The sequence below is a fragment of the Streptomyces zhaozhouensis genome (genome assembly GCF_900230195.1).
Taxonomy (GTDB): Bacteria; Actinomycetota; Actinomycetes; order Streptomycetales; family Streptomycetaceae; genus Streptomyces; species Streptomyces zhaozhouensis.
Genome location: NZ_OCNE01000022.1, coordinates 81589 through 106106, shown reverse-complemented (window position 1 = coordinate 106106; position 24518 = coordinate 81589). Strand labels below are relative to the sequence as shown.

The 24518-nt window shown below is 76.0% G+C and carries 4 protein-coding genes; 3 read left to right on the top strand and 1 reads right to left on the bottom strand.

Annotated features, from left to right (window positions below; translation table 11 throughout):
* The 3 genes from CRP51_RS24415 to CRP51_RS24405 all read left to right on the top strand — a co-directional run.
* On the top strand, window positions 1-11127 hold an 11127-nt coding region (locus tag CRP51_RS24415), incomplete at its 5' end, for a type I polyketide synthase (RefSeq protein ID WP_141514658.1).
* Window positions 11128-11213: 86 nt separating this feature from the next.
* Window positions 11214-22760, top strand: coding sequence for a type I polyketide synthase (locus CRP51_RS24410; RefSeq protein WP_097233491.1), 11547 nt, complete (start codon window positions 11214-11216; stop codon window positions 22758-22760).
* Between the two features lie 111 nt (window positions 22761-22871).
* Window positions 22872-23642 carry a thioesterase II family protein gene (locus tag CRP51_RS24405; protein WP_097233490.1) on the top strand — a complete coding sequence of 257 codons (771 nt, stop codon included), beginning with the start codon at window positions 22872-22874 and terminating at the stop codon, window positions 23640-23642.
* Window positions 23643-23705: 63 nt separating this feature from the next.
* On the opposite strand, the gene CRP51_RS30205 is transcribed toward CRP51_RS24405, so the two are convergent.
* Window positions 23706-24116, bottom strand: a complete 411-nt coding sequence (locus CRP51_RS30205; protein WP_170970658.1) for a DUF2690 domain-containing protein — start codon at window positions 24114-24116, stop codon at window positions 23706-23708.
* Window positions 24117-24518 lie beyond the last annotated feature (402 nt).

Sequence of the window (24518 nt, the reverse complement as noted above, 5' to 3'; positions counted from 1 at the left end):
CATCTGCATGAGTTGACCCGTGAGCATGGCCTTTCGGCGTTTGTGTTGTTCTCGTCGGTGGCTGGTGTGTTGGGTGGTCCGGGGCAGGGGAACTATGCGGCGGCCAACGCGTTCCTGGATGCGTTGGCTCAGTACCGGCAGTCGGTCGGTCTGCCCGGGGTGTCGTTGGCGTGGGGGTTGTGGGCGGCTGAGGGTGGTATGGCCGGTGGTCTGGACGCGGGGGACACCCGTCGGATCACGGGTGGTGGGTTGGTGCCCATCGTTCCGGACCGGGGGCTGGCGCTCTTCGACGCGGCGGCCACCACGGACCGGGCGCTGCTGGCGCCGGTACCGCTGGACCTGCCGACCTTGCGCCGTCAGGCGCGCACCGGGCCGGTGCCGCCGTTGCTGCGTGGTCTGGTGCGGGCCCCGGCCCGTCGGACGGCGGCAGCCGCCGGCTCCACCGCCGAGGGGTCGGCGCTGGCCCAGTCGCTCGCGGGGTTGCCCGAGGCGGAGCGGGAGAAGGCGCTGGTGGAGCTGGTGCGTACCCATGCCGCGACGGTGCTGGGCCACAGTTCCGCGCACGCCGTCGCGCCGGATCGAGCATTCAGGGAACTGGGCTTCGACTCGCTGAGCTCGGTCGAGCTGCGCAACCATCTGAACGCCGCGACCGAGTTGCGGCTGCCCGCCACCCTGGTCTTCGACTACCCGACGCCCGCCGCGCTCGCCGGCTTCATCGGCTCCGAACTCGCCGGTGCTCCCGCCGTCGTCGAGCCGGCGCGTGCGACCGTGGCGGCGACGGCGACGGACGAGCCGATCGCGATCGTCGGGATGGCGTGCCGCTATCCGGGCGGGGTGGACTCTCCGGAGGCGCTGTGGCGGCTGGTGCTGGAGGGCACGGATGCCATCAGCGAGTTCCCCACCAACCGGGGGTGGGACCTCGACGCGCTCTACCACCCCGACCCGGAGCACACCGGCAGTTCCTACACCCGCTCCGGCGGGTTCCTGCATGACGCGGACCAGTTCGATCCGGCGTTCTTCGGGATCTCGCCGCGTGAGGCGTTGGCGATGGACCCGCAGCAGCGGCTGCTGCTTGAGGCGTCGTGGGAGGCGTTCGAACGGGCCGGCATCGATCCGCACGCGGTGCGCGGCAGCGCGGTCGGGGTCTTCGCGGGCGTGATGTACCACGACTATGTCGCCAGGCTGCGTTCCGTCTCCGAGGACGTCGAGGGCTACCTCGGGACCGGCGGGTCCGGCAGCGTGGCGTCCGGCCGGGTGGCGTACGCGCTGGGGCTTGAGGGCCCGGCGGTCACGGTCGACACCGCCTGCTCCTCCTCGCTGGTCGCGCTGCACTGGGCGGCCCAGGCGCTCCGCCAGGGCGAGTGCCGGATGGCGCTGGCCGGCGGCGTCACCGTGATGGCCACGCCGAGCACCTTTGTCGACTTCAGTCGGCAGCGCGGGTTGGCGTCGGACGGGCGCTGCAAGTCGTTCTCCGACGACGCGGACGGCACCGGCTGGGGCGAGGGCGTGGGGATGCTGCTGGTCGAGCGGCTCTCCGACGCACGCCGCAACGGCCACCCGGTGCTGGCCGTCCTCCGGGGCTCGGCCGTCAACCAGGACGGCGCTTCCAACGGACTGACCGCGCCCAACGGACCCTCCCAACAGCGCGTCATCCGGCAGGCGTTGGGCTCCGCCGGGCTGAGCGCGGCGGACGTTGACGCGGTGGAGGCGCACGGCACCGGCACCACGCTCGGTGACCCGATCGAGGCGCAGGCGCTGCTGGCCACCTACGGGCAGGACCGGGCGGGGGACGAGCCGCTGTGGCTGGGCTCCATCAAGTCCAACATCGGCCACACGCAGGCCGCCGCGGGTGTCGCCGGGATCATCAAGATGGTGATGGCCATGCGCCATGGCCAGTTGCCCCCCACGCTGCACGTCGGGGAGCCCTCCAGCAACGTGGACTGGTCCGCGGGTGAGGTGGAGCTGCTGTCGGAGGCCCGGCCCTGGCCGGAGACCGGCCGCCCGCGCCGTGCCGCGGTGTCCTCGTTCGGCATCAGCGGCACCAACGCGCACACCATCATCGAGCAGGTGGTGGAGCCGGCGTACACCCCGGCGAGGGCCGGTGGCCCGGTGCCCTGGGTGGTGTCCGCCCGTGGTGCGGAGGCGCTACGCGGCCAGGCGGCCCGACTGCGCGATCATCTCATCGGCCACCCGGAGCTGGCTCCCGCGGATGTCGCGTTCTCGCTGGCCACCTCGCGGGCGCCGTTCGACCACCGGGCGGTCGTGCTCGGCGAGGACCGGGCGGCGCTGGTGGACGGCCTGGCGGCGCTCGCCGAGGGCCGACCCTCGACGGGCGTCTTCAGCGGCACCGTCGCCACCGGCGGACTCGCGTTCCTGTTCTCGGGCCAGGGTTCGCAGCGGCTCGGCATGGGGCGCGAACTCGCGGCCCGCTACCCGGTGTTCGCGCGGGCCCTCAACGAGACGTTGGGGCACTTCGACTCGGCTGTCCGCGCGACGCTCTTCGGCGAGGACGAAGCGGCCCTGCATCAGACCGGGTTCACCCAGCCGGCGTTGTTCGCGGTCGAGGTGGCCTTGTTCCGGCTCGTTGAGTCCTGGGGCGTCCGTCCCGAGGTCCTTGCCGGGCATTCGATCGGTGAGTTGGCGGCGGCGCATGTGGCCGGTCTCTGGTCGTTGTCGGACGCGGCGCGGGTGGTCGCGGCGCGTGCCGGGTTGATGCAGGCGTTGCCGAGCGGTGGGGCGATGGTGGCGATCCGGGCGACCGAGGCGGAGGTGTTGCCGACGCTGACCGGGGAGGTGGGTATCGCGGCGGTCAACGGGCCGTCGTCCGTGGTGGTTTCTGGCGCCGAGGGCGAGGTCGAGGCGGTCGCGGAGCACTGGAAGGCCGAGGGGCGGAAGGTGACGCGGCTGCGGGTCAGCCACGCGTTCCACTCGCCGTTGATGGACCCGATGCTGGTCGACTTCCGCCGGGTGCTTTCCGAGGTCAGCTACGGGGTGCCCACCGTTCCGATCGTCTCCACCCTCACCGGGCGTCCCGCCACTCCCGAGGAGCTGGCCGACCCGGAGTACTGGGTGCGGCACGTCCGCGAGGCGGTCCGGTTCGCCGACGCCGTCGGCCTGCTGGCGGAGGAGGGGGTGGTCACCTTCGTCGAGATCGGTCCAGGCGGGGCGCTCACCGCGCTCGGCCAGGAGACCGCGCCGGACGCCGCGTTCGTACCCGCCCTGCGCGCCGACCGCGACGAGGAGACGGCGCTGCTCGCCGCCCTCGCCCAGGCCCACACCAGGGGCGTCCACCTCGACTGGCCGGCGTTCTTCACCAGCGTCGTGGCCCGCGCCCGCCGTGTCGACCTGCCCACCTACGCCTTCCAGCACCGCCGCTACTGGCTGGACACCGGCGTGGGCGCGGGCGACCTGGACGCGGCGGGGCTCGGCGCGGCCGGGCATCCGCTGCTGGGCGCGCTGGTGGAGCCGGCCGACGGGGAGGGGCTGCTCCTCACCGGGCGGCTGTCGGTGGAGTCCCACCCCTGGCTGGCCGATCACGTGATCCAGGGGTCGGTGCTGCTGCCCGGCACCGCGCTGCTGGACCTGGCGGTGCGGGCCGGCGACCAGGTCGGCTGCGACCTGGTGGAGGAGCTGACCCTGGAGGCGCCGCTGGTGGTGCCCGAGCGGGGCGGCGTGCGGGTGCAGTTGCGGGTCGGTGAGCCGGACGCCTCCGGCCGGCGGCAGGTCACGGTGCACGCCCGCGAGGACGAGGCGGACCCCTGGACGCGGCACGCCGCCGGCACCCTGGCGGCCGGGACGGCGCCCGTCACCGGGGAGCCGGCGGCCTGGCCGCCGGCCGGGGCGGAGCCGGTCGAACTGGCCGGGGTCTACGACCGGATGGCGGACGCCGGCTTCGGCTACGGGCCGGTGTTCCAGGGCCTGCGGGCCGCCTGGCGGCGCGGCGACCAGGTGTTCGCCGAGGTGGCGCTGGACGAGGATGTGGAGGTCGGCGGCTTCGGGCTGCACCCGGCGCTGCTGGACGCGGCGCTGCACGCGGTGGGCCTGGTGGGGGAGGCGGACGCCCCGGGCGGCCTGCCGTTCTCCTGGGCCGGGGTGCGGCTGCACGCCGCCGGCGCGACCGTGCTGCGGGTGCGGCTGACGCTGGCGGGGCCTGACCGGGTGGCGCTCGCGGTCGCGGACGGGGCGGGCGCCCCCGTGGCCGACGTCGAGTCGCTGGTGCTGCGGCCGGTGTCGGGGGCCGTGGCGCGACAGGGCTGGGAGTCGCTGTTCCGGCTGGACTGGGTGCCGGCGTCGGTGACGGCGGACGACGCGGGCCAGGTGGCGGAGTTCGCCGACTGGGCGGCGATCCGCGCCGCGCTGGACGCGGGCGACGAGCTGCCGGAGCGGGTGGTGGTCCGGCTCCCCGAGTCGCCCGGCGCGGCGCCGGTGCGTCAACGGGTCCTGGAAGCGCTGGAGTTGCTGCGCGGCTGGCTGGCCGACGAGCGGTGTGCGGCGTCCCGGCTGGTGTTGGTGACCCGGGGCGCGGTCGCGGTCGGTGCCGACGGCGACGTGCGGGACCTGGCGTTGGCGGCGGTGTGGGGACTGGTGCGCACCGCGCAGGTGGAGCACCCGGACCGGTTCGTGCTGGTGGACCGCGACGGCGAGGGCGGGGACGGCCCCTGGCGCTCCGCGCTGGCAGCAGGCGAGCCGCAGTTGGCGGTGCGGGACGGGCGGACGTTCGTGGCCCGGCTGGCGCGGGTGCGGCCCGAGACCGGGCCCGCGCCGGCGTTCGGCCCGGAGAGCGTGGTGCTGGTGACGGGCGCCTCGGGCGCGTTGGGCGGCCTGGTCGCCCGCCATCTGGTCGCCGAACACGGCGTTCGGGGGCTGGTCCTGGCCAGCCGGCGCGGCCGGGTCGGCGACCTGCACGACGAGTTGACGGCCGCCGGCGCCGAGGTGGTCTCCCTCGCCTGCGACGTGTCGGACCGTCAGGCGCTGGCCGCGTTGCTGGCCGAGCATTCGGTGACGGCGGTGGTGCACACGGCCGGGGTGTTGGCGGACGGCACCGTCGGCTCGCTGACGGAGGAGCAGTTCGACGCGGTGTTCCGGCCGAAGGCGGACGCGGCGTGGCATCTGCACGAGCTGACCCGTGACCTGGACCTGTCGGCCTTCGTCCTGTTCTCCTCGGTGGCGGGCACACTGGGCGCGCCGGGGCAGGGCAACTACGCGGCGGCCAACGCGTTCCTGGACGGACTGGCGGCCCACCGTCGGGCCGCGGGACTGCCCGCCACGTCACTGGCCTGGGGGCTGTGGGCGGACGGCATGGGGGCCGCGGTGGCGAACGCCGCCGAGCACGGCCTCTCCGGGGAGGAGGGCGTGCGGCTCTTCGACCTGGCCACCGCGGCCACCGCCGCCGGCGACCCGGTGCTGCTGCCGATGCGGCTCGACCTGCGGGCGGTGCGGCAACTGCCCGTGGTGCCTGCGGTGTTCAGCGGTCTGGTGCGGACGAAGGACCGCCGCGCGGCGGGCGGCGGGGCCGATCCGGCCGGCGTGCTCCGGGACCGGCTGGCGCCGCTGACCGAGGCGGAACGGGCCAAGGCGCTGCTGGAACTGGTGCGTACCCAGGTCGCCTCGGTGCTCGGGCACGCCGGGCCGGAGGCGGTGCCGGCCGGCCAGGCGTTCACCGAGCTGGGCTTCGACTCGCTGACCGCCGTCGACCTGCGCAACCGGCTCAACGCGGTGACCGGGCTGCGGCTGCCGGCCACCCTGGTCTTCGACTACCCGACGCCCGCCGCGCTGGCCGGCTTCGTCGACGGCGAGTTCGCGGGCGCGGCGCCCGCCGCTGCCGTGGCGGCGCCCGTGGCGGCGGCCACGGCGGACGAGCCGATCGCCATCGTCGGGATGGCCTGCCGCTACCCGGGCGGGGTCCGTTCCCCCGAGGACCTGTGGCGGCTGGTCGCGGACGGCGCGGAGGGGGTGACGCCCTTCCCGACCGAGCGCGGCTGGGACCTGGACGCGCTCTACGACCCGTCGGGCGAGCGCGTCGGCAGCTCCTACACCCGCGAGGGCGGCTTCCTGCACGACGCCGACCGGTTCGACCCGGCGTTCTTCGGGATCTCGCCGCGTGAGGCGCTGGCGATGGACCCGCAGCACCGGCTGCTGCTGGAGACCTCCTGGGAGGCGTTCGAACGGGCCGGCATTGACCCGCACGCGGTGCGCGGCAGCGCGACCGGGGTCTTCGCCGGCGTGATGTACCACGACTACGCCTCGCAACTGCACGGCGTGCCGAAGAGCGTCGAGGGCTACCTCGGCACGGGCAACGCGGGCAGCGTCGCCTCCGGCCGGGTCTCCTACACCTTCGGGCTTGAGGGGCCCGCCATGACCGTGGACACGGCCTGCTCCTCGTCGCTGGTGGCGCTGCACCTGGCGGCGCGGGCGCTGCGTTCGGGTGAGTGCGAGCTGGCGCTGGCCGGCGGGGTGACGGTGATGTCGACGCCCGGCGCGTTCGTCGACTTCAGCCGGCAGCAGGGCCTCTCGCCCGACGGCCGCTGCCGCTCGTTCTCCGCCGACGCCAACGGCACCGGGTGGGGCGAGGGCGTGGGGATGCTGGTGCTGGAGCGGCTCTCCGACGCGCGGCGGAACGGGCACCGGGTGCTGGCCGTGGTGAAGGGCTCCGCGGTCAACCAGGACGGTGCGTCGAACGGGTTGACGGCGCCGAACGGTCCTTCCCAACAGCGGGTGATCCGGCAGGCGTTGGAGGCCGCGGGCCTGACCACGGCGGATGTGGACGCGGTGGAGGCACATGGCACCGGCACCACGCTGGGCGACCCGATCGAGGCGCAGGCGCTGCTCGCCACCTACGGGCGGCGGCGTTCCGGCGACGAGCCGTTGTGGCTGGGCTCGTTGAAGTCGAACATCGGCCACACCCAGGCCGCCGCCGGCGTGGGCGGGGTGATCAAGATGGTGATGGCGCTGCGGCACGGGCTGCTGCCGAAGACGCTGCACGTGGACGAGCCCTCGCCGCACATCGACTGGTCGGCGGGCGAGGTGGAGCTGCTGACCGAGGCCAGGCCCTGGCCGGAGGCCGACCGGCCCCGGCGGGCGGGCGTCTCGTCCTTCGGGTTCAGCGGCACCAACGCGCATGTGATCATCGAGGCGCCCGCCGAGCCCGACCCGGCGCCGCCCGCCAAGACGCCCGCGCCGCTCGGGCCCTGGCTGGTCTCAGGCCGCACCGAGGGCGCGCTCACTGACCAGGCGCTGCGGCTCCGGGACCACCTCGCGGCCCACCCCGACCTCGAACCGGCCGCCGTGGCGCGCGCGTTGGCGACATCCAGGGCCGGGTTCGAGCACCGGCTGGCCGTCGTCGGCCGGGACCTGACCGATCTGGTCGCCGGGCTCACCGACGCCGCCGAGGGGCGGCTCGGGGACGGCGCGGTGGTGCGCGGCGTCGCCGCCGAGCACCGCGTCGGCTTCCTCTTCTCGGGGCAGGGCTCGCAGCGGCTCGGCATGGGCCGCGAACTGGCCGCCGTCTTCCCGGTGTTCGAGACCGCGTTGGACGAGGCGTTGGCGGAGTTCGACCCGGCGGTCGCCGAGACGCTGTTCGGCGCGGAGGAGGAAGCGCTGAACGAGACCGGGTTCACCCAGCCGGCGCTCTTCGCCGTCGAGGTCGCTCTCTTCCGGCTCCTCGCATCGTTCGGGGTGCGCGCCGACGTGCTGGCCGGGCACTCGATCGGTGAGTTGGCCGCCGCGCATGTCGCGGGAGTGTGGTCCCTGTCCGACGCGGCGAAGGTGGTGGCGGCGCGCGCCGGGCTGATGCAGGCGCTGCCGAGCGGTGGGGCGATGGTCGCGATCCGGGCGACCGAGGCGGAGGTGTTGCCGACGCTGAGCGGGAACGTCGGTATCGCGGCGGTCAACGGGCCGTCGTCGGTGGTGGTTTCGGGCGCCGAGCGGGATGTGGAGGCGGTCGCGGGGCACTGGCGTGGCGAGGGGCGGAAGGTGACGCGGCTGCGGGTCAGCCACGCGTTCCACTCGCCGCTGATGGACCCGATGCTGGACGACTTCCGCCGGGTGCTTTCCGAGGTCACCTACCGGACGCCCACCCTGCCGATCGTCTCGACCCTCACCGGCCGCCCGGCCGGCGCGGAGGAGCTGACCGACCCCGGGTACTGGGTGCGGCACGTCCGCGAGGCGGTGCGCTTCGGCGACGCCGTCGCCCAGCTGGACGCGGACGTGCTGGTCGAGATCGGGCCCGGCGGAACGCTCTCCGCGCTCGGCCAGGAGACCGCGCCCGACGCCGCGTTCGTTCCGACCCTGCGCGCCGACCGGCCGGAGGACGGCGCGCTGCGGACCGCGCTCGCCGAGCTGCATGTGCGGGGGGTGCCGGTGGACTGGGCGGCCTATCACACGCCCGGCGGTCCGGGCGTGGAACTGCCGACCTACGCCTTCCAGTACCAGCGGTTCTGGCCCGACACGGCGGCCGGGCCCGCCTCCGACGCGAGCGGGCTGGGGCTGGGGTCGGCCGACCACGCGCTGTTGGGCGCCGCCGTCACCCTGGCCGACGAGGACACCGTTCTGTTCACCGGCCGGCTGTCGCTGCGGACACATCCGTGGCTGGCCGGGCACGAGATCATGGGCGCGGCGCTGCTGCCCGGCACGGCGTTCGTCGAGCTGGCGGTGCGGGCCGGCGACCAGGTGGGGCTCGACGCGGTCGAGGAGCTGACGCTGGAGTCGCCCCTGGTGCTGCCCGCGCGGGGCGCCGTTCAGGTGCAGCTGCGGGTGGGCGCGCCGGACGGGGCGGGGCGTCGCCCGCTCGCCGTGCACGCCAGGGAGGAGGACGGCGACCCGACCTGGGTCCGGCACGCCAGCGGTCTGCTGGCCGCCGGTGGCGCCGCCCCCGCTCCCGCCGGGCCGGGCGCCTGGCCGCCGGCCGGCGCGGAGCCCGTCGAACTGGCCGGTCTCTACGATGAGATGGCCGACGGCGGTTTCCGCTACGGGCCGCTCTTCCAGGGCCTGCGGGCCGCCTGGCGGCGCGGCGACGAGGTGTTCGCCGAGGTGGCGCTGGACGAGGACGTGGAGGTCGGCGGCTTCGGGCTGCACCCGGCGCTGCTGGACGCGGCGCTGCACGCCGTCGGACTGACCGCCGGCGCCGCCCAGGGACTGCCGTTCTCCTGGTCCGGGGTGCGGCTGCACGCGGCCGGCGCCACCGCGCTGCGGGTGCGGCTCGCCCCGACGGAGGCGGGCGGGGTGTCGCTGTCCGTCACGGACGGCGCGGGCACCCCGGTGGCCGACGTGGACGCGCTGGTGCTGCGCCCGGTGGCGCCGGAGGCGCTGGGCGCGGCCCGGCGCTCGGAGTCGCTGTTCCGGGTGGACTGGGTGCCGGCCCCGACGCCGCCCCCGACCGTGGCGTCGGCCGGCGGTCCTGGCTCGGTGGCGGAGTTCGCCGACTGGGCGGCGATCCGGGCCGCGCTGGAGGCGGGGGAGTCGCTGCCGGAGCGGGTGGTGGTCCGCTGCGTCGGTGACCACGACGCCGCTGCCGCCCGTGAACGCGTCCTGCACCTACTGGAGTTGCTGCGCGGGTGGCTGGCCGACGAGCGGTGTGCGGCATCCCGCCTGGTGCTGGTGACCCGGGGCGCGGTCGCCGTCGAGCCGGGCGAGGACGTGCCCGACCTGGCGGGCGCCGCCGTGTGGGGCCTGGCGCGGTCGGCCCGCTCGGAGAACCCGGACCGGCTGGTGCTGCTGGACGTGGACGGCGAGGACGGCTGGAAACCGGCCGTGGCCAGCGCCGAACCCGAGCTGGCGGTGCGCGGCGGCGAGGTGTGGGTGCCCCGGCTGGCGCGGGTGCGGCCCGAGCCGGTGGAGGGCGCCGGATTCGGTGCGGGCCCGGTGCTGGTGACGGGCGCCTCCGGGGTGCTGGGCGGGCTGGTGGCGCGTCGTCTGGTGGCCGAACACGGCGTGCGCGAACTGGTGTTGGCGAGTCGGCGTGGTGAGTTCGGTGCTCTGCGGGAGGAGTTGGAGGTGGCCGGTGCCGAGGTGACCGCCGTGGCGTGCGACGTCGGAGACCGGGAGGCGGTGGCCGGACTGCTGGCCGCGCACCCGGTGACGGCGGTCGTCCACGTGGCCGGCGTGCTGGACGACGCCACCATCCCGTCGCTGACGGCCGAGCGGATCGACACGGTCTTCCGGCCGAAGGTGGACGCCGCGTGGAATCTGCATGAGTCGACGCGCGGCCTGGAGCTGTCGGCGTTCGTGCTGTTCTCGTCGGCGGCGGGGACGTTCGGCAACGCGGGGCAGGGCAACTACGCGGCGGCGAACGCGTATCTGGACGCGTTGGCTCAGCACCGCAGGGCTGTGGGGTTGCCGGCGACTTCGCTGGCGTGGGGCCTGTGGGCGGGTGAGGACGGGATGGGTGCCGGGCTCGCGCGGACGGGTGCGGTCGGTCTTGAGGCGGAAGAGGGGCTGGCGCTCTTCGACGCGGCGGCCCTCGGCACCGACCCCGTCGTCCTGCCCATGCGCCTCGACCTGCGCGGGGCACGGCGACTCCCCTCTGTGCCACCGCTTCTCAGCGGCCTGGTGCGGACCGCGACCCGCCGGGCCGTGGAGACCGGGACCGACCCGGCCGCCGCGCTGCGGGAGCGGCTGGCCGCCCTGCCGCCGGCCGAACGGACCTCCGCCCTGCTGGACCTGGTGTGCGCGCGGGTCGCGGCCGTGCTGGCGCTGCCGGGACCGGAGGCGGTGGACGAGCGGCGGGCCTTCACCGAGCTGGGCTTCGACTCGCTGACCGCCGTCGAGCTGCGCAACCGGCTCAACACCGCGACCGGACTGCGGCTGCCGGCCACCCTGGTCTTCGACCACCCGACGCCGCTGGACCTGGTGGAGCGGATCGCCGACGGGCTCGCCGTGGACGAGCCGGCCGTCGGGGTGGCCGACGGAGTGGCACCGCTGCTCGCCGAGTTGGGCCGGATCGAGGCCGGCCTGGCCTCGATCCGGCCGGGCGACGACACGGACGACCGGGTCGGCGAGCGGCTGGCGGCGCTGCTCGCCACCTGGCGGGAGAGCCGGGCCGGCGCCGCCGAGGGGGCGCCGGACGACCTCGACGACGCCACGGACGACGAGATGTTCGACCTGCTCGGCAAGGAGTTCGGCATCTCCTGACCCGGCCTCGCCCACCCCGACGCCCGGCACCGACGCCGCGCCCCGCCACCCCCACTCGCACGATGTTCTCCTGGAGTTGAGACGGCATGGACAACGAGGACAAGCTCCGGTACTTCCTGAAGCGGGTCACCGCCGACCTGCGCGAGACCCGTCAGCGGCTGCGCCAGGTCGAGGAGGGGGAGCAGGAGCCGGTCGCCATCATCGGGATGAGCTGCCGCTACCCCGGCGGCGTCGCCTCACCCGAGGAGCTGTGGGAGCTGGTCGCCGAGGGCCGGGACGGGGTGACCGCGTTCCCCACCGACCGGGGCTGGGGCGAGGTCGAGCTGGTCGACCCGGAGGACCGGGACCGGGTCTTCCGCGCCGAGGGCGGGTTTCTGCACGACGCCGCCGAGTTCGACCCCGGGCTCTTCGGCATCTCGCCGCGTGAGGCGCTGGCGATGGACCCGCAGCAGCGGCTGCTGCTGGAGACCTCCTGGGAGGCGTTCGAACGCGCCGGGCTCGACGTCTCGACGCTGCGCGGCAGCCGGACCGGGGTGTTCGCGGGGGTGATGTACCACGACTACACCTCGCGGCTGCGGTCGGTGCCGGAGGAGGTGGCGGGCTTCCTCGGCACCGGCAGCTTCGGCAGCGTCGCCTCCGGCCGGGTCTCCTACACCTTCGGTCTCGAGGGGCCCGCGGTCACCGTCGACACGGCCTGCTCCTCCTCGCTGGTGACGCTCCATCTGGCGGCACAGGCGCTGCGCTCGGGGGAGTGCTCGCTGGCGCTGGCCGGCGGCGTCACCGTGATGGCCACGCCCGACACCTTCGTCGGCTTCAGCAGACAACGGGGGCTGGCCGCCGACGGGCGCTGCAAGTCGTTCGCGGACAGCGCGGACGGCACCGGCTGGGGCGAGGGCGCCGGAATGCTGTTGCTGGAACGGCTCTCCGACGCGCGCCGCAGGGGCCACCCCGTGCTCGCCGTCGTGCGCGGCTCGGCCGTCAACCAGGACGGCGCCTCCAACGGCCTGACGGCCCCCAACGGCCCCTCCCAACAGAGCGTCATCCGGCAGGCGTTGGAGAGCGCGGGCCTGACCACGGCGGACGTGGACGCGGTGGAGGCGCACGGCACCGGCACCACGCTGGGCGACCCGATCGAGGCGCAGGCGCTGCTCGCCACCTACGGCCAGGGCCGGCGCGTGGGGAACCCGCTGTGGCTCGGCTCCGTGAAGTCCAACATCGGCCACACCCAGGCCGCCGCCGGCGTCGCCGGGGTCATCAAGATGGTCCTCGCCATGCGGCACGGCCGACTGCCCCGCAGCCTGCACCTGGACCAGCCCTCCACCCATGTCGACTGGTCGGCCGGGGCCGTCGAACTGCTGGCCGAGGCCAGGCCGTGGCCGGAGACCGGGCAGCCCCGGCGCGGCGCGGTGTCCTCGTTCGGCATCAGCGGCACCAACGCGCACGTGATCCTCGAACAGGCCCCCGCGCCGGAGCCGGACGAGGAGTGGGGCGAGCCCGCCGAGCCCGTCGACCCGGTGCTGGCCGACGCCGTGCCGTGGGTGCTCTCCGGCAACGACCAGGCCGCGCTGCGCGCCCGCGCCGCCGACCTGCTGGCCCACCTGGACGGGCGGGACGAGCCCCGGACCGCGGACGTCGGCCTCGCGCTCGCCACCAGCCGCGCCGCACTGCCGCACCGGGCCGCCGTCGTCGGTGCCGACGACGCCGAACTGCGGCGCGGGCTCGCCGCGTTGGCCGCCGGCGGCGAGGCGGCGAACCTGCTGCGCGGCACCGTCGGCAGCCGGGGCAAGCTGGCCTTCCTCTTCAGCGGCCAGGGCAGCCAGCGGCTCGGCATGGGCCGCGAACTGTATCTGGAGTTCCCGGTGTTCGCCCGAGCGCTGGACGAGGCGTGCGCCGCGCTCGACCCGCACCTGGACCGGCCGCTGCGCGCCCTTCTCTTCGCCGAACCCGGCACCGAGGAGGGCACCGAGGCCGCCGCGCTGCTCGACCACACCACCTACACCCAGCCCGCGCTCTTCGCCTTCGAGGTGGCCCTCTACCGCCTGGTGACGGCCTGGGGCCTCACGCCCCGCCTCCTCGCCGGCCACTCCGTCGGCGAACTGGCCGCCGCCCATGTCGCCGGCGTCTTCTCGCTCGCCGACGCCGCACGGCTGGTCGCCGCCCGGGGCCGGCTGATGGGGGCGCTGCCCGAGGGCGGCGCGATGCTCTCGCTGCGCGCCGACGAGGCGACCGCCGGCGCCCTGCTCGACGCGCACGGCGGCGGCGCGGCGGACCTGGCGGCGGTCAACGGCCCCGAGTCCACCGTGGTGGCGGGCGACGCCGACGCGGTCGCCGCCGTCGGCGCCGCCTGGCGCGCCCGCGGCGGGCGCACCCGCTATCTGCGGGTCAGCCATGCCTTCCACTCCCCGCATGTGGACGCCGTGCTGGGGGAGTTCCGCGCCGTCGCCCGCACCGTCGACTACGTCACCCCCGCGATCCCGCTGGTCTCCACCCTGACCGGTGCCCCGCTCACGGCCGAGCAGGCCGTCGACCCCGAGCACTGGGTGCGTCACGCCCGCGGGGCGGTGCGCTTCCTCGACGGCGTGCGCTGCCTGCGCGAGCGGGGCGTCAGCCACTTCCTGGAACTGGGCCCGGACGCGGTGCTGACCGCGATGGGCCGGGACTGCCTCGACCAGGACGCGCTGCTGGTGCCGGCCGCGCGCGCCGACCGGCCGGAGGGCGCCACCCTCACCGCCGCCGTGGCCGCCCTGCACACCAGGGGCGTCGACGTCGACTGGCCCGCGTTCTTCGCCGGCCGCGACGCCCAGCGGATCGAGCTGCCCACCTACCCGTTCCAGCGCGCCCGCTACTGGCTGGACGCGGGCACGCCCGCCGGCGACGTGACGTCGGCCGGCCTCTCGCCGGCCGACCACCCGCTGCTGGGCGCCGCCGTCACCCTGGCCGACGAGGAGGGCGCGCTGCTCACCGGCCGGCTCTCGTCGGCCACCCACCCGTGGCTGGCCGACCACACGGTGGGCGGCGTGGTGCTGGTGCCGGGCACCGCGCTGCTGGAGCTGGCCGTGCGCGCCGGCGACCAGGTCGGCCTCGGAGGGGTCGAGGAGTTGACGCTGGCGGCCCCGCTGGTGCTCCCGACGGACGGCGCCGTGCGGCTCCAGGTCGCGGTGGGCCCGCCGGACGCCTCCGGCCGCCGCCCGCTCACCGTGCACGCCAGGCCCGAGGACGAGCCGGCCGACGCCCCGTGGACCCGGCACGCCTTCGGCACCCTCGCCGCGGAACCGCCGGCCGCCCCGGAGACCGCCGGCGCCGCATGGCCGCCCGCCGGCGCCGAACCGCTCGACCTGACCGGCCGCTACGACGCGCTGGCCGCCGCCGGCCTCGGCTACGGGCCGGCCTTCCGCGGCCTGCGCGCCGCCTGGCGGCTCGGCGAGGACGTCCTCGCCGAGGTGGAGTCGCCCGACGCGGACGCCGCCGGCTCGTTCGGGCTGCACCCCGCGCTGCTCGACGCGGTGCTGCACGCCGTCGGCCTGGGCGACTTCGTCGCCGACGCGGAACGGCTGCACCTGCCCTACTCCTGGCGCGGGGTGCGGCTGCACCGCGCGGGCGCGCCCGCGCTGCGGGCCCGGCTGTCGCCGGCCGGCCCGTCCGGCGTCGCCCTCGCCCTGACCGACGCCGCCGGCGCGCCCGTCGCCACCGTCGAGGCCCTCGCCCTGCGGCCGTTGTCCACGGACGCGCTGGCCGGGGACCGCTCGGACGCGCTCTTCCGCGTGGACTGGACCCGGCTGCGGCCCGGCGTCCCCGGCGACGGGCAGCGCCTCGCGGTGCTGGGGGAGGGGCTCGGGGGCGATCCGGAGGCCCGCTACCCCGACCTGCCGGCGCTGATCGCCGGGCTCGCCGAACGGCCGGCACCCGACGTGGTGTTGGCGCCCGCCCCGCCGGCCGCGGAACCGGGCGAGGCCACCCGCTGGGCGCTGGCGCTGCTCCAGCGCTGGCTGGCCGAGGACGGGCTGGCCGACGCGCGGCTGGTGCTGGTGACCAGGGGCGCGGTCGCGGCCACACCCGGCGACGACGTGCCGGACCTGGCCAACTCCCCGCTGTGGGGCCTGGTCCGCGCCGCGCTGACCGAGCACCCGGGCCGCTTCGCCCTGATCGACCTCGACCCCGAGGCGGACCCCGACTCCGCCCCCGAAGCGCACCTCGGCGCCGTCGCCACGGGCGAGCCCCAACTGGCCCTGCGCGGCGGCGAGATATGGGCACCCCGGCTGGTGCGGGCACGGCCAGAGCCGGTGGAGGGCGCCGGATTCGGCGCGGGCCCCGTGCTGGTGACGGGCGCCTCCGGGATGTTGGGCGGACTCGTGGCCCGCCGTCTGGTGGCCGAACACGGCGTGCGCGAACTGGTGTTGGCGAGCCGGCGTGGTCGGTTCGACGGGTTGCGCGAGGAGTTGGAGGCGGCCGGTGCCGAAGTGACCGCCGTGGCCTGCGATCTGGGCGACCGGGAGGCGGTGGCCGGACTGCTGGCCGCGCACCCGGTGACGGCGGTCGTCCACGTGGCCGGCGTGCTGGACGACGCCACCCTCACCTCCCTGTCGGGCGACCAGGTGGAGGCGGTCTACCGCCCCAAGGTGCGGGCGGCCCTGCATCTGCACGAGTTGACGCGGGCGCTGGACCTGTCGGCGTTCGTGGTGTTCTCCTCGGCGGCCGGGACGTTCGGCAACGCGGGCCAGGCCAACTACGCGGCGGCCAACGCCTATCTGGACGCGCTGGCCCACCACCGCCGCGCCGCGGGGCTGCCCGCCACCTCCCTGGCGTGGGGCCTGTGGGCCGGCGGGGAGGGGATGGGCGCCCGGCTGGCCGGGACCGGCGCGGCCGGTCTCGCGCCGGAGGAGGGACTGGCGCTCTTCGACGCGGCGGCCCTCGGTACCGACCCCGTCGTCCTGCCCATGCGCCTCGACCTGGCGCCGCTGCGCGCCCACCCCGGCCCCGTGCCCCCGTTGCTGCGTTCCCTGGTCCGCCCGGCCCGGCCCACCGCCGCCGCCCCCGCCGAGGACGGCGGTGACCGGCCCGGCGGACTGGCGGCCCGGCTGGCCGCGCTGCCGCCGGAGAAGCGCCTGCCGACCCTGGTCGACCTGGTGCGGACCGCCGTCGCCGCCGTGCTCGGCCACGACTCGGCCGCCGCCGTCGAGCCGGAACGGTCCTTCACCGAGCTGGGCTTCGACTCGCTGACCGCCGTCGAGCTGCGCAACCGGCTGGACGCCGCCAGCGGCCTGCGGCTGCCCGCGACCCTGGTCTTCGACCACCCCTCGCCGCTCGTCCTCGCCACCCACCTCCGCACCGCCCTCCTCGGCGACGCCTCGCCCGACCGCGCGTCCGACCCCGCGACCCGGTCGACCACGGCCGCGCGCACCGCCGCCGACGACGAGCCGATCGCCATCGTCGGCATGGCCTGCCGCTTCCCCGGCGGCGTCGCCTCCCCCGAGGAGCTGTGGGGGCTGGTCGCGCAGGGCCGCGACGCGATCTCCGACTTCCCCGACAACCGGGGCTGGGACGTGGCCTCGCTCTACGACCCCGACCCGGCACACACCGGCACCAGCACCGTCCGGCACGGCGGCTTCCTGCACGACGCGGCCGACTTCGACCCGGCGTTCTTCGGCATGTCCCCGCGCGAGGCGCTCACCGTCGACCCGCAGCAGCGGCTGCTGCTGGAGACCTCCTGGGAGGCGCTGGAGCGCGCCGGCATCGACCCCAGGTCGCTGCGCGGCAGCCGGACCGGGGTGTTCGCCGGCGTGATGTACAACGACTACGCCTCGCGGCTCGGCCGCGCCCCGGACGGCTTCGAGGGGCAGATCGGGGTGGGCAGTTCCGGCAGCGTCGCCTCCGGCCGGGTCTCCTACGTCCTGGGGCTTGAGGGCCCGGCGGTCAGCGTGGACACCGCCTGCTCCTCCTCGCTGGTCGCCCTGCACTGGGCGGCCCAGGCGCTGCGCGCCGGCGAGTGCGAGCTGGCGCTGGCCGGCGGCGTGACGGTGATGTCCAGCCCGGCGACCTTCGTCGAGTTCAGCCGGCAGCGCGGCCTGGCCCCCGACGGCCGCTGCAAGGCGTTCGCCGCCGCCGCCGACGGCACCGGCTGGGGCGAGGGCGTCGGGATGCTGCTGGTGGAGCGGCTCTCCGACGCACGGCGCAACGGGCACCGGGTGCTCGCCGTCATCCGCGGCTCGGCGATCAACCAGGACGGCGCCTCCAACGGCCTGACGGCCCCCAACGGCCCCTCCCAACAGCGAGTGATCCGCCAGGCGTTGGCGAGCGCGGGCCTGACCGCCGCCGACGTCGACGCGGTCGAGGCGCACGGCACCGGCACCACCCTCGGGGACCCCATCGAGGCCCAGGCGCTGCTCGCCACCTACGGCCAGGGCCGCGAGGACGGACACCCGCTCTGGCTCGGCTCGTTGAAGTCGAACGTCGGCCACACCCAGGCGGCGGCCGGCGTCGGCGGCGTCATCAAGATGGTGCAGGCCATGCGGCACGGCCAACTCCCCCGGACGCTGCACGTGGACGAGCCCTCGCCGCACGTGGACTGGTCGGCGGGTGCGGTGTCGCTGGTCACCGAGGCCATGCCGTGGCCGGAGACCGGGCGCCCCCGCCGGGCCGGCGTCTCCTCGTTCGGCGTCAGCGGCACCAACGCCCACCTGATCATCGAGGCCCCGGAGGAGCCCCCCGCCCCCGAGGCCGGGGCCGTGCCCCCCGCCTCCCTCGCCTGGCCGCTCTCGGGCCGGACGCCAGCGGCCGTCCGCGGCCAGGCGGAGCGGCTCCACCGCCTCCTGCTGGCCCGGCCCGCGGACCACCGTCCCGCGGACATCGCCCACGCCCTGGTCACGACCAGGACCCTTTTCGACCACCGGGCGGTGGTCGTCGCCGAGGACCTGCCGGGCTTCCTCGAAGGACTGGCCCAACTCGCCGCCACCGACCCCGAGTACGGCGAGGCCACCGGGCACGGCATCGCCACCGCCGCCGGCGAACGGGCCACCGTCGTCGCCGGTCCGCCCGGCACGGCCGGCGGCACGGTCTTCGTCTTCGGCGGGCAGGGCTCCCAGTGGCCCGCCATGGCCGCCGAGCTGCTCACCGAGTCACCCGCCTTCGCCCGCAGCGTCGAGGCGTGCGACGCGGCGCTCGCCCCCTTCACCGACTGGTCGCTGCTGGACGTGCTGCGGCAGAAGCCCGGCGCGGCCTCGCTGGAGCGGGTGGATGTGGTGCAGCCGGCGTTGTTCGCGGTGATGGTGTCGTTGGCGGCGGTGTGGCGTGGGTTCGGTGTGGAGCCGGATGCGGTGGTGGGGCATTCGCAGGGGGAGATCGCGGCGGCGTGTGTGGCGGGTGCGTTGTCCCTGGAGGACGCGGCCCGGGTGGTGGCGTTGCGGAGTCGGGCGATCCTGGCGCTCTCCGGCCAGGGGGGCATGGTGTCGCTGGCGCTGTCGGCGGTGCGCGCGCGGGAGTTGCTGGCCGAGCGGTGGGAGGGCCGGGTCTCGGTCGCGGCGGTGAACGGTCCCGGTTCGGTGGTGGTGGCCGGTGACGCGGACGCGCTGGACGAGCTGGTGGAGCGCTGCGCGGCCCAGGAGATCAGGGCCCGTCGCGTTCCGGTCGACTACGCCTCCCACTCGCCCCACGTCGAGGCCATCCAGGACGAACTGGCGCGCCTGCTCGACGGCGTCACCCCGGTTCCGGCCGCCGTCCCGCTGTATTCGACGGTCACCGGCGAGCCGATCGAGGGGACCGCGCTGGACGCCGACTACTGGTTCCGCAACCTGCGCTCCACCGTCGAGTTCGAGCGCGCCACCCGGGCGCTGCTGCGGGACGGACACACCGTCTTCGTCGAGTGCGGCCCGCACCCGGTGATGGTCCCCGGCATCGGCCAGACCGCCGAGGACGCCGGCGTCGACGTGCTGGCCGTCGGCTCACTCCAGCGGGACCAGGGCACGCTGCGCCGGGTGCTGGCGGCCGTCGCCGCCGTCCACACGCACGGCACGCCCGTCTCCTGGACGGCCGCGACCGAGCCGCACCACCCGCGCCCCGTCGAGCTGCCCACCTACCCCTTCCAGCGCCGCCGCTACTGGCTGGACGCGCCGCGCGGCCTGAGCTTCGAGGAGGCCGCCGGCGGCCTCGGCCTGGCCGGCGCCGCGCATCCGCTGCTCGGCGCCGCCGTCGAACTCGCCGAAGAGCAGGGGCTGGTGTGCGTCGGCCGACTCGGCCTCGACACCCACCCGTGGCTCGCCGACCACGCCGTCTCCGGCGTCACGCTGCTGCCCGGCACGGCCTTCGCCGAGCTGGCGCTGGCCGCCGGCGACCGGCTGGGCCTGACGGAGGTGGCCGAGCTGACCCTCGCCGCGCCGCTGGTGCTGCCGGAACGCGGCGGGGTGCGGCTGCGGGTGTCCCTCGGCGCCGACGACGGCACGGGACACCGCCCGCTGACCGTCGACTCCCGCCCCGACGACCCGGCCGCCGACGCGCTGGCCGAGGACGCCTGGACCCGGCACGCCACCGGCACCCTCACCGCCGCGGGGCCCGAGGAGCCGGCGGGAAGCGCCGACTGGCCGCCGGCCGGCGCCGAACCCGTCGACCTGGCCGGCCTCTACGACGGCCTGGCGCTGGCCGGCTTCGAGTACGGCCCGGCCTTTCAGGGCCTGAAGGCGGCCTGGCGCGGCGACGGCGAGATCCTCGCCGAGCTGGAGCTCGACGAGGAACAGCGCGCCGAGGCCGCCGCGTTCGGCGTCCACCCGGCGCTGCTGGACGCCGCGCTGCACGCCTGCGCGCTCGGCGGCCTGGTCCAGGACGCCGGCCGCCCCCTGCTGCCCTTCTCCTGGAGCGGCGTGCGCTGGCACGCGACCGGTGCCACGGCGGCGCGGGTGCGCCTCGCGCCGGCCGGCGACGACGCCGTCTCCCTCGAACTCACCGACGCCCAGGGGCACCCCCTCGCGTCGGTGGCATCCCTCACGCTGCGGCCGATCGCCGCGGACCAGGGGGGTGCGCGCCACCGCGATTCACTGTTCCGGCTGGAGTGGGTGGCCGTGCCGACCGGCACGGCCACTCCCGCGCCCGCCGGAGGTTGCGCGGTGGTCGGCCCCGACGACCTGAAGGTCGGCGCGGGCCTCGCCGCGGCCGGCGTGCCCGTCGTGGACCACCGCGACCTGGGCACGCTCGCCGCGGCAGAAGTGCCGGAGCTGGTCCTCGTGCCCTGCGCCGCCGACCCGGACCCGGACGCCCCGGCCGCCGCCCGCGCCGTCGCGCTGCGCGCGCTGGCGCTGGCCCAGGAGTGGCTGGCCGAGGACCGCTTCCGGCACGCCAGGCTCGTCCTCGTCACCCAACGGGCGGTCGCCACCGCCCCCGACGAGGACGTGCCGGAGCCGGCCGCCGCCACCGTGTGGGGGCTGCTCAGGGCCGCCCAGTCGGAGAACCCCGACCGGTTCACGCTGATCGACGTCGACGGACACGACGCCTCCTGGGCGGCGCTGCCCGCGCTCCTGGCCGGCGGGGAGCCGCAGGCCGCGCTCCGCGCCGGCGACCCGCTGCTGCCCAGGCTGTCCCGCATCCGCCCCACCCACGCCGCGGAGGAGCCGTCCGACGAGCAGGCGCCCGAGTTCGCCCCCGGCGGCACGGTCCTGGTGACCGGCGCCACCGGCATGATCGGCCGGCTCGTCGCCCGCCACCTGGTCACCCGGCACGGCGTGCGGCGGCTGCTGCTGGTCAGCCGCAGCGGCCCGGCCGCGCCCGGCGCCGACGAACTCCGCTCCGAACTCACCGAACTCGCGGGCCCCGAGGGCGAGATCACCCTCGCCGCCGCCGACGTCACCGACCCCGCCGCGCTCGCCGAGCTGCTCGCCGCCGTGCCCGCCGCGCACCCGCTGACCGGCGTGGTGCACTCGGCCGGCGTGCTGGACGACGCCGTCCTCACCTCCCTCACCCCGGAGCGCGTCGACACCGTCTTCCGCCCCAAGGTGGACGCCGCCTGGCATCTCCACCGGCTCACCCGCGACCTCGACCTCTCCGCGTTCGTGCTCTTCTCCTCCGCCGCCGGCATCCTCGGCGGCCCGGGGCAGGGCAACTACGCGGCGGCCAACGCGTTTCTCGACGCCCTCGCCCACCACCGCCGCGCGGCCGGCCTGCCCGCCACCTCCCTCGCCTGGGGCCTGTGGCAGACGGCCGGCGCGATGACCGGCGAGATGACGGACGGCGACGTGGCCCGCCTCTCCCGTTCCGGCGTCGTCGGCCTCACCGAGGACGAGGGGCTGGCCCTCTTCGACCTGGGCCGCGAGGCCGGCGACCCCGTCACCGTCCCGATGCGGCTGGACGTCGCCGCGCTGCGCGGCCAGCCGGACGCCGTACCGCCGCTGCTGCGCGGCCTGGTGCGGCGGCGCGCCACCCGGTCCGCCGCCGACGCGGAGGGGCTGACCCGCCGGCTCGCCGGGCTGGACGCCGAGGAGCAGCAGCGCGAACTGCTGCGGCTCGTCCGCGACCAGGCGGCCGCCGTCCTCGGCTACACGCCCGAGGAACTGGACGTCACCGGCCCGCTGACCCAACTCGGCCTGGACTCCCTGACGGCGGTGGAGCTGCGCAACCGGCTCGGCGGCGCCACCGGGCTGCGCCTGCCCACCACCGTCGTCTTCGACGAGCCGACGGGCCCGGCGCTCGCCGGCTTCCTTCGCCGCGAACTCGCCGCCGGGGCCCGGGAGTCGGCGGGCGCGTCGGCGGGCGCCGGCGTCCCCGCCGAGGCGGAGGACTCCGTCGCCGGCCTGTACCGGGCGGCCTGCCGGGCCGGACTGTGGGACGAGGGCTGGCAGCTGATGAAGGCCGCCGCGCTGGCCAGGCCGCTCTTCCACACCGTCGAGGCGGGCGTCGCCGCGTCGCCCGTCACCCTGGCCACCGGCCCCGGCATCCCGTTGCTCTGCTTCCCCCCGCCGATGGCGCCCTCCGGCTGGAGCTACTACGCCCGCTTCGCGCCGGTCTTCGCCGGCGTGCGGGAGGTGACGGTGCTGCCGCACCCCGGCTTCGCGCCCGGCGAGCCGCTGCCCGCCACCCGGGAGCTGGCCGTCGCCTTCCAGGCGGAGGCGGCCCGGCGGCAGGCGGCGGGACGGCCCTTCGTGCTCGCCGGCTACTCGTCGGGCGGCTGGCTGACCAACGCGGTCGCCGCCGAGCTGGAGCGGCAGGGCTGCCCCCCGGCCGGCGTGGTGCTGCTCGACCCCTACACGGCGACCACCTCGTTCGAGTCCCGCCTGGAGACGGCGATGCGCGAACGCACCCGCACCACCAACGCGCTCGACCTGATCACCGGCGTGACGCTCACCGCGCAGGGCGGCTATCTGCGGGTCTTCGACGACTGGGAGCCGGAGCCGGTCGACGCCAGGACGCTCTACGTGCACGCCGCCTTCCCGCCCGGCGAGACGGCGGCGGTCGAGGTCGCCGACGACTGGCAGCCCACCTGGCCCTTCCCGCACGAGGACGCCTTCGTCCCCGGCGACCACTTCACGATCATGGAGGACCACTCGGAGACCACCGCGCACGCCGTCCAGTCCTGGCTCGCCGAAGGGGACTTCGACGCCGACGCAGGCACCGACGCAGGCACCGACGCCGACGCCGTCCCCGACGCCGGGACGGACTGAGACACCGGAACCGCCCCCGACGCCGGGACCGCCGGGACCGCCGGGACCGACTGAGACCACCCACCGCGACCGACAGCGCCGCCCGACGGCGGAGAACGGACGAACGACACGATGACAGTTTCCGAGGACAGCGCCCTCTGGCTCCGCCGGTACCACCCCGCGCCGCACGCCCCCGTCCGACTGGTGTGCTTCCCGCACGCCGGCGGCTCGGCCAGCTTCTACCACCCGGTCTCGGCCGCGCTCGCCGGCGACTGCGACGTGGCCGCCCTCCAGTACCCGGGCCGTCAGGACCGGCGCAACGAGCCCAACCTGACCGACCTCGGCGAACTCGCCGACCGGATCACGCCCCGGCTGGCGCCGCTCTTCGACCGGCCCGTGGTCTTCTTCGGGCACAGCATGGGCGCGATCCTCGCCTTCGAAGTCACCCGCAGGCTCCGGGAGTCGGCGGGCCACACCCCCGCCGCCCTGTTCGCCTCCGGCCGCCGCGCCCCGTCTACCCGCCGCGCGGAGAACGTCCACCAGCGGGACGACGACGGCATCGTGGCCGAGATGCAGCTGATGAGCGGCACCGACGCGAAGCTCCTCGGCGACGAGGAGCTGCTGCGGATGGTGCTGCCGGCGCTTCGCGCCGACTACACCGCGATCGAGACCTACCGCCCCGTGCGCACCACCGTGGACTGCCCGATCACCGCGCTGGTGGGCGACGCGGACCCGAAGACGACGACGGAGGAGGCGGACGCCTGGCGCGCCCACACCACCGGGGAGTTCCGCCTCCGGGTCTTCCCTGGCGGCCACTTCTACCTCAGCCCGCGCGGCGCCGAGGTCATCGCCGAGGTCCGCGAGACCCTGCGAACGGCCGCCCGCGAACCCTCCCGCCGCTGACCATGGGCACGACACGTGGGTGGCCCCCCTCGAGGAGCCACCCACGGTCAACGGTTCAGACGCTCAACCGGCGCTCACGGGCGTCAGCCGCAGATCTCCCTGCCGGGCACGCCCGAGGGGAAGGCCTCCCGGCCACCCGTGTCCAGCCATCCGGTGCCGCACGCACGGGTGTTGGGCGTGTACACCATGCGCCCCCAGAACAACCCTGCCACTCCCGGAGTCGTAGAACGTCGCCGTACCCCCGTCCGGGCCGGACGGGCGCCGGATGGTGGTGTCACGCAGACAACCGTTGCACGCTCCCTCGAAGGTGATGCGCATCCACTGCGTCTGGCAGGAGGGGCTGTACCGCATCTCGATATAGCCGTAGTCCTGGCCGTCCGTGGTCAGCATTCGCGCGGAGGAGAGCGTCCTGGCACCGCTCGCGCAGCCGGATGTCGACGGGTCCTTTGGGGTCCCCTCCCTGAGTACGGGCACACGAGTTCCGTCGGACGGACCTACGGATTCCCCCGCGTCCCAACAGCGACCAGTGAAAGGGAACGTGTGTCGCCCTGACAACAGGGCACTTCGGCAATTAGCAGAAAGAGTCGTACCAAGACGGGCACGCGAGGATCGTCGTGCTCGCCGGATCCGGACCCCGGTGCGACGTTCGGGTTGCGTTGTCAAGAACGCCCGACCCCCGTCCCCGCCGGGCGCCCGCCCGGGAGCCCGCTCCCGCCGACGACCCCGTCGGGGCGGCGCTCCCCGCGACGACCTGCCGCGACCGGGCGCGGCGCGCCGAGCGATTCCTGGCGTGCACACGGCACCTTGCCGTCCCGTGCCGCGCGGTCGGGCCACGGGGGCGCCGCCCCCGTGGCACTCCCGCCGCGCATCGGGCGC

Excerpts from the sequence above, each read along its gene's own strand:
- CRP51_RS24410 (WP_097233491.1), top strand. The coding sequence starts at position 11,214 with ATGGACAACGAGGACAAGCTCCGGTACTTCCTGAAGCGGGTCACCGCC.
- CRP51_RS24405 (WP_097233490.1), top strand. The coding sequence starts at position 22,872 with ATGACAGTTTCCGAGGACAGCGCCCTCTGGCTCCGCCGGTACCACCCC.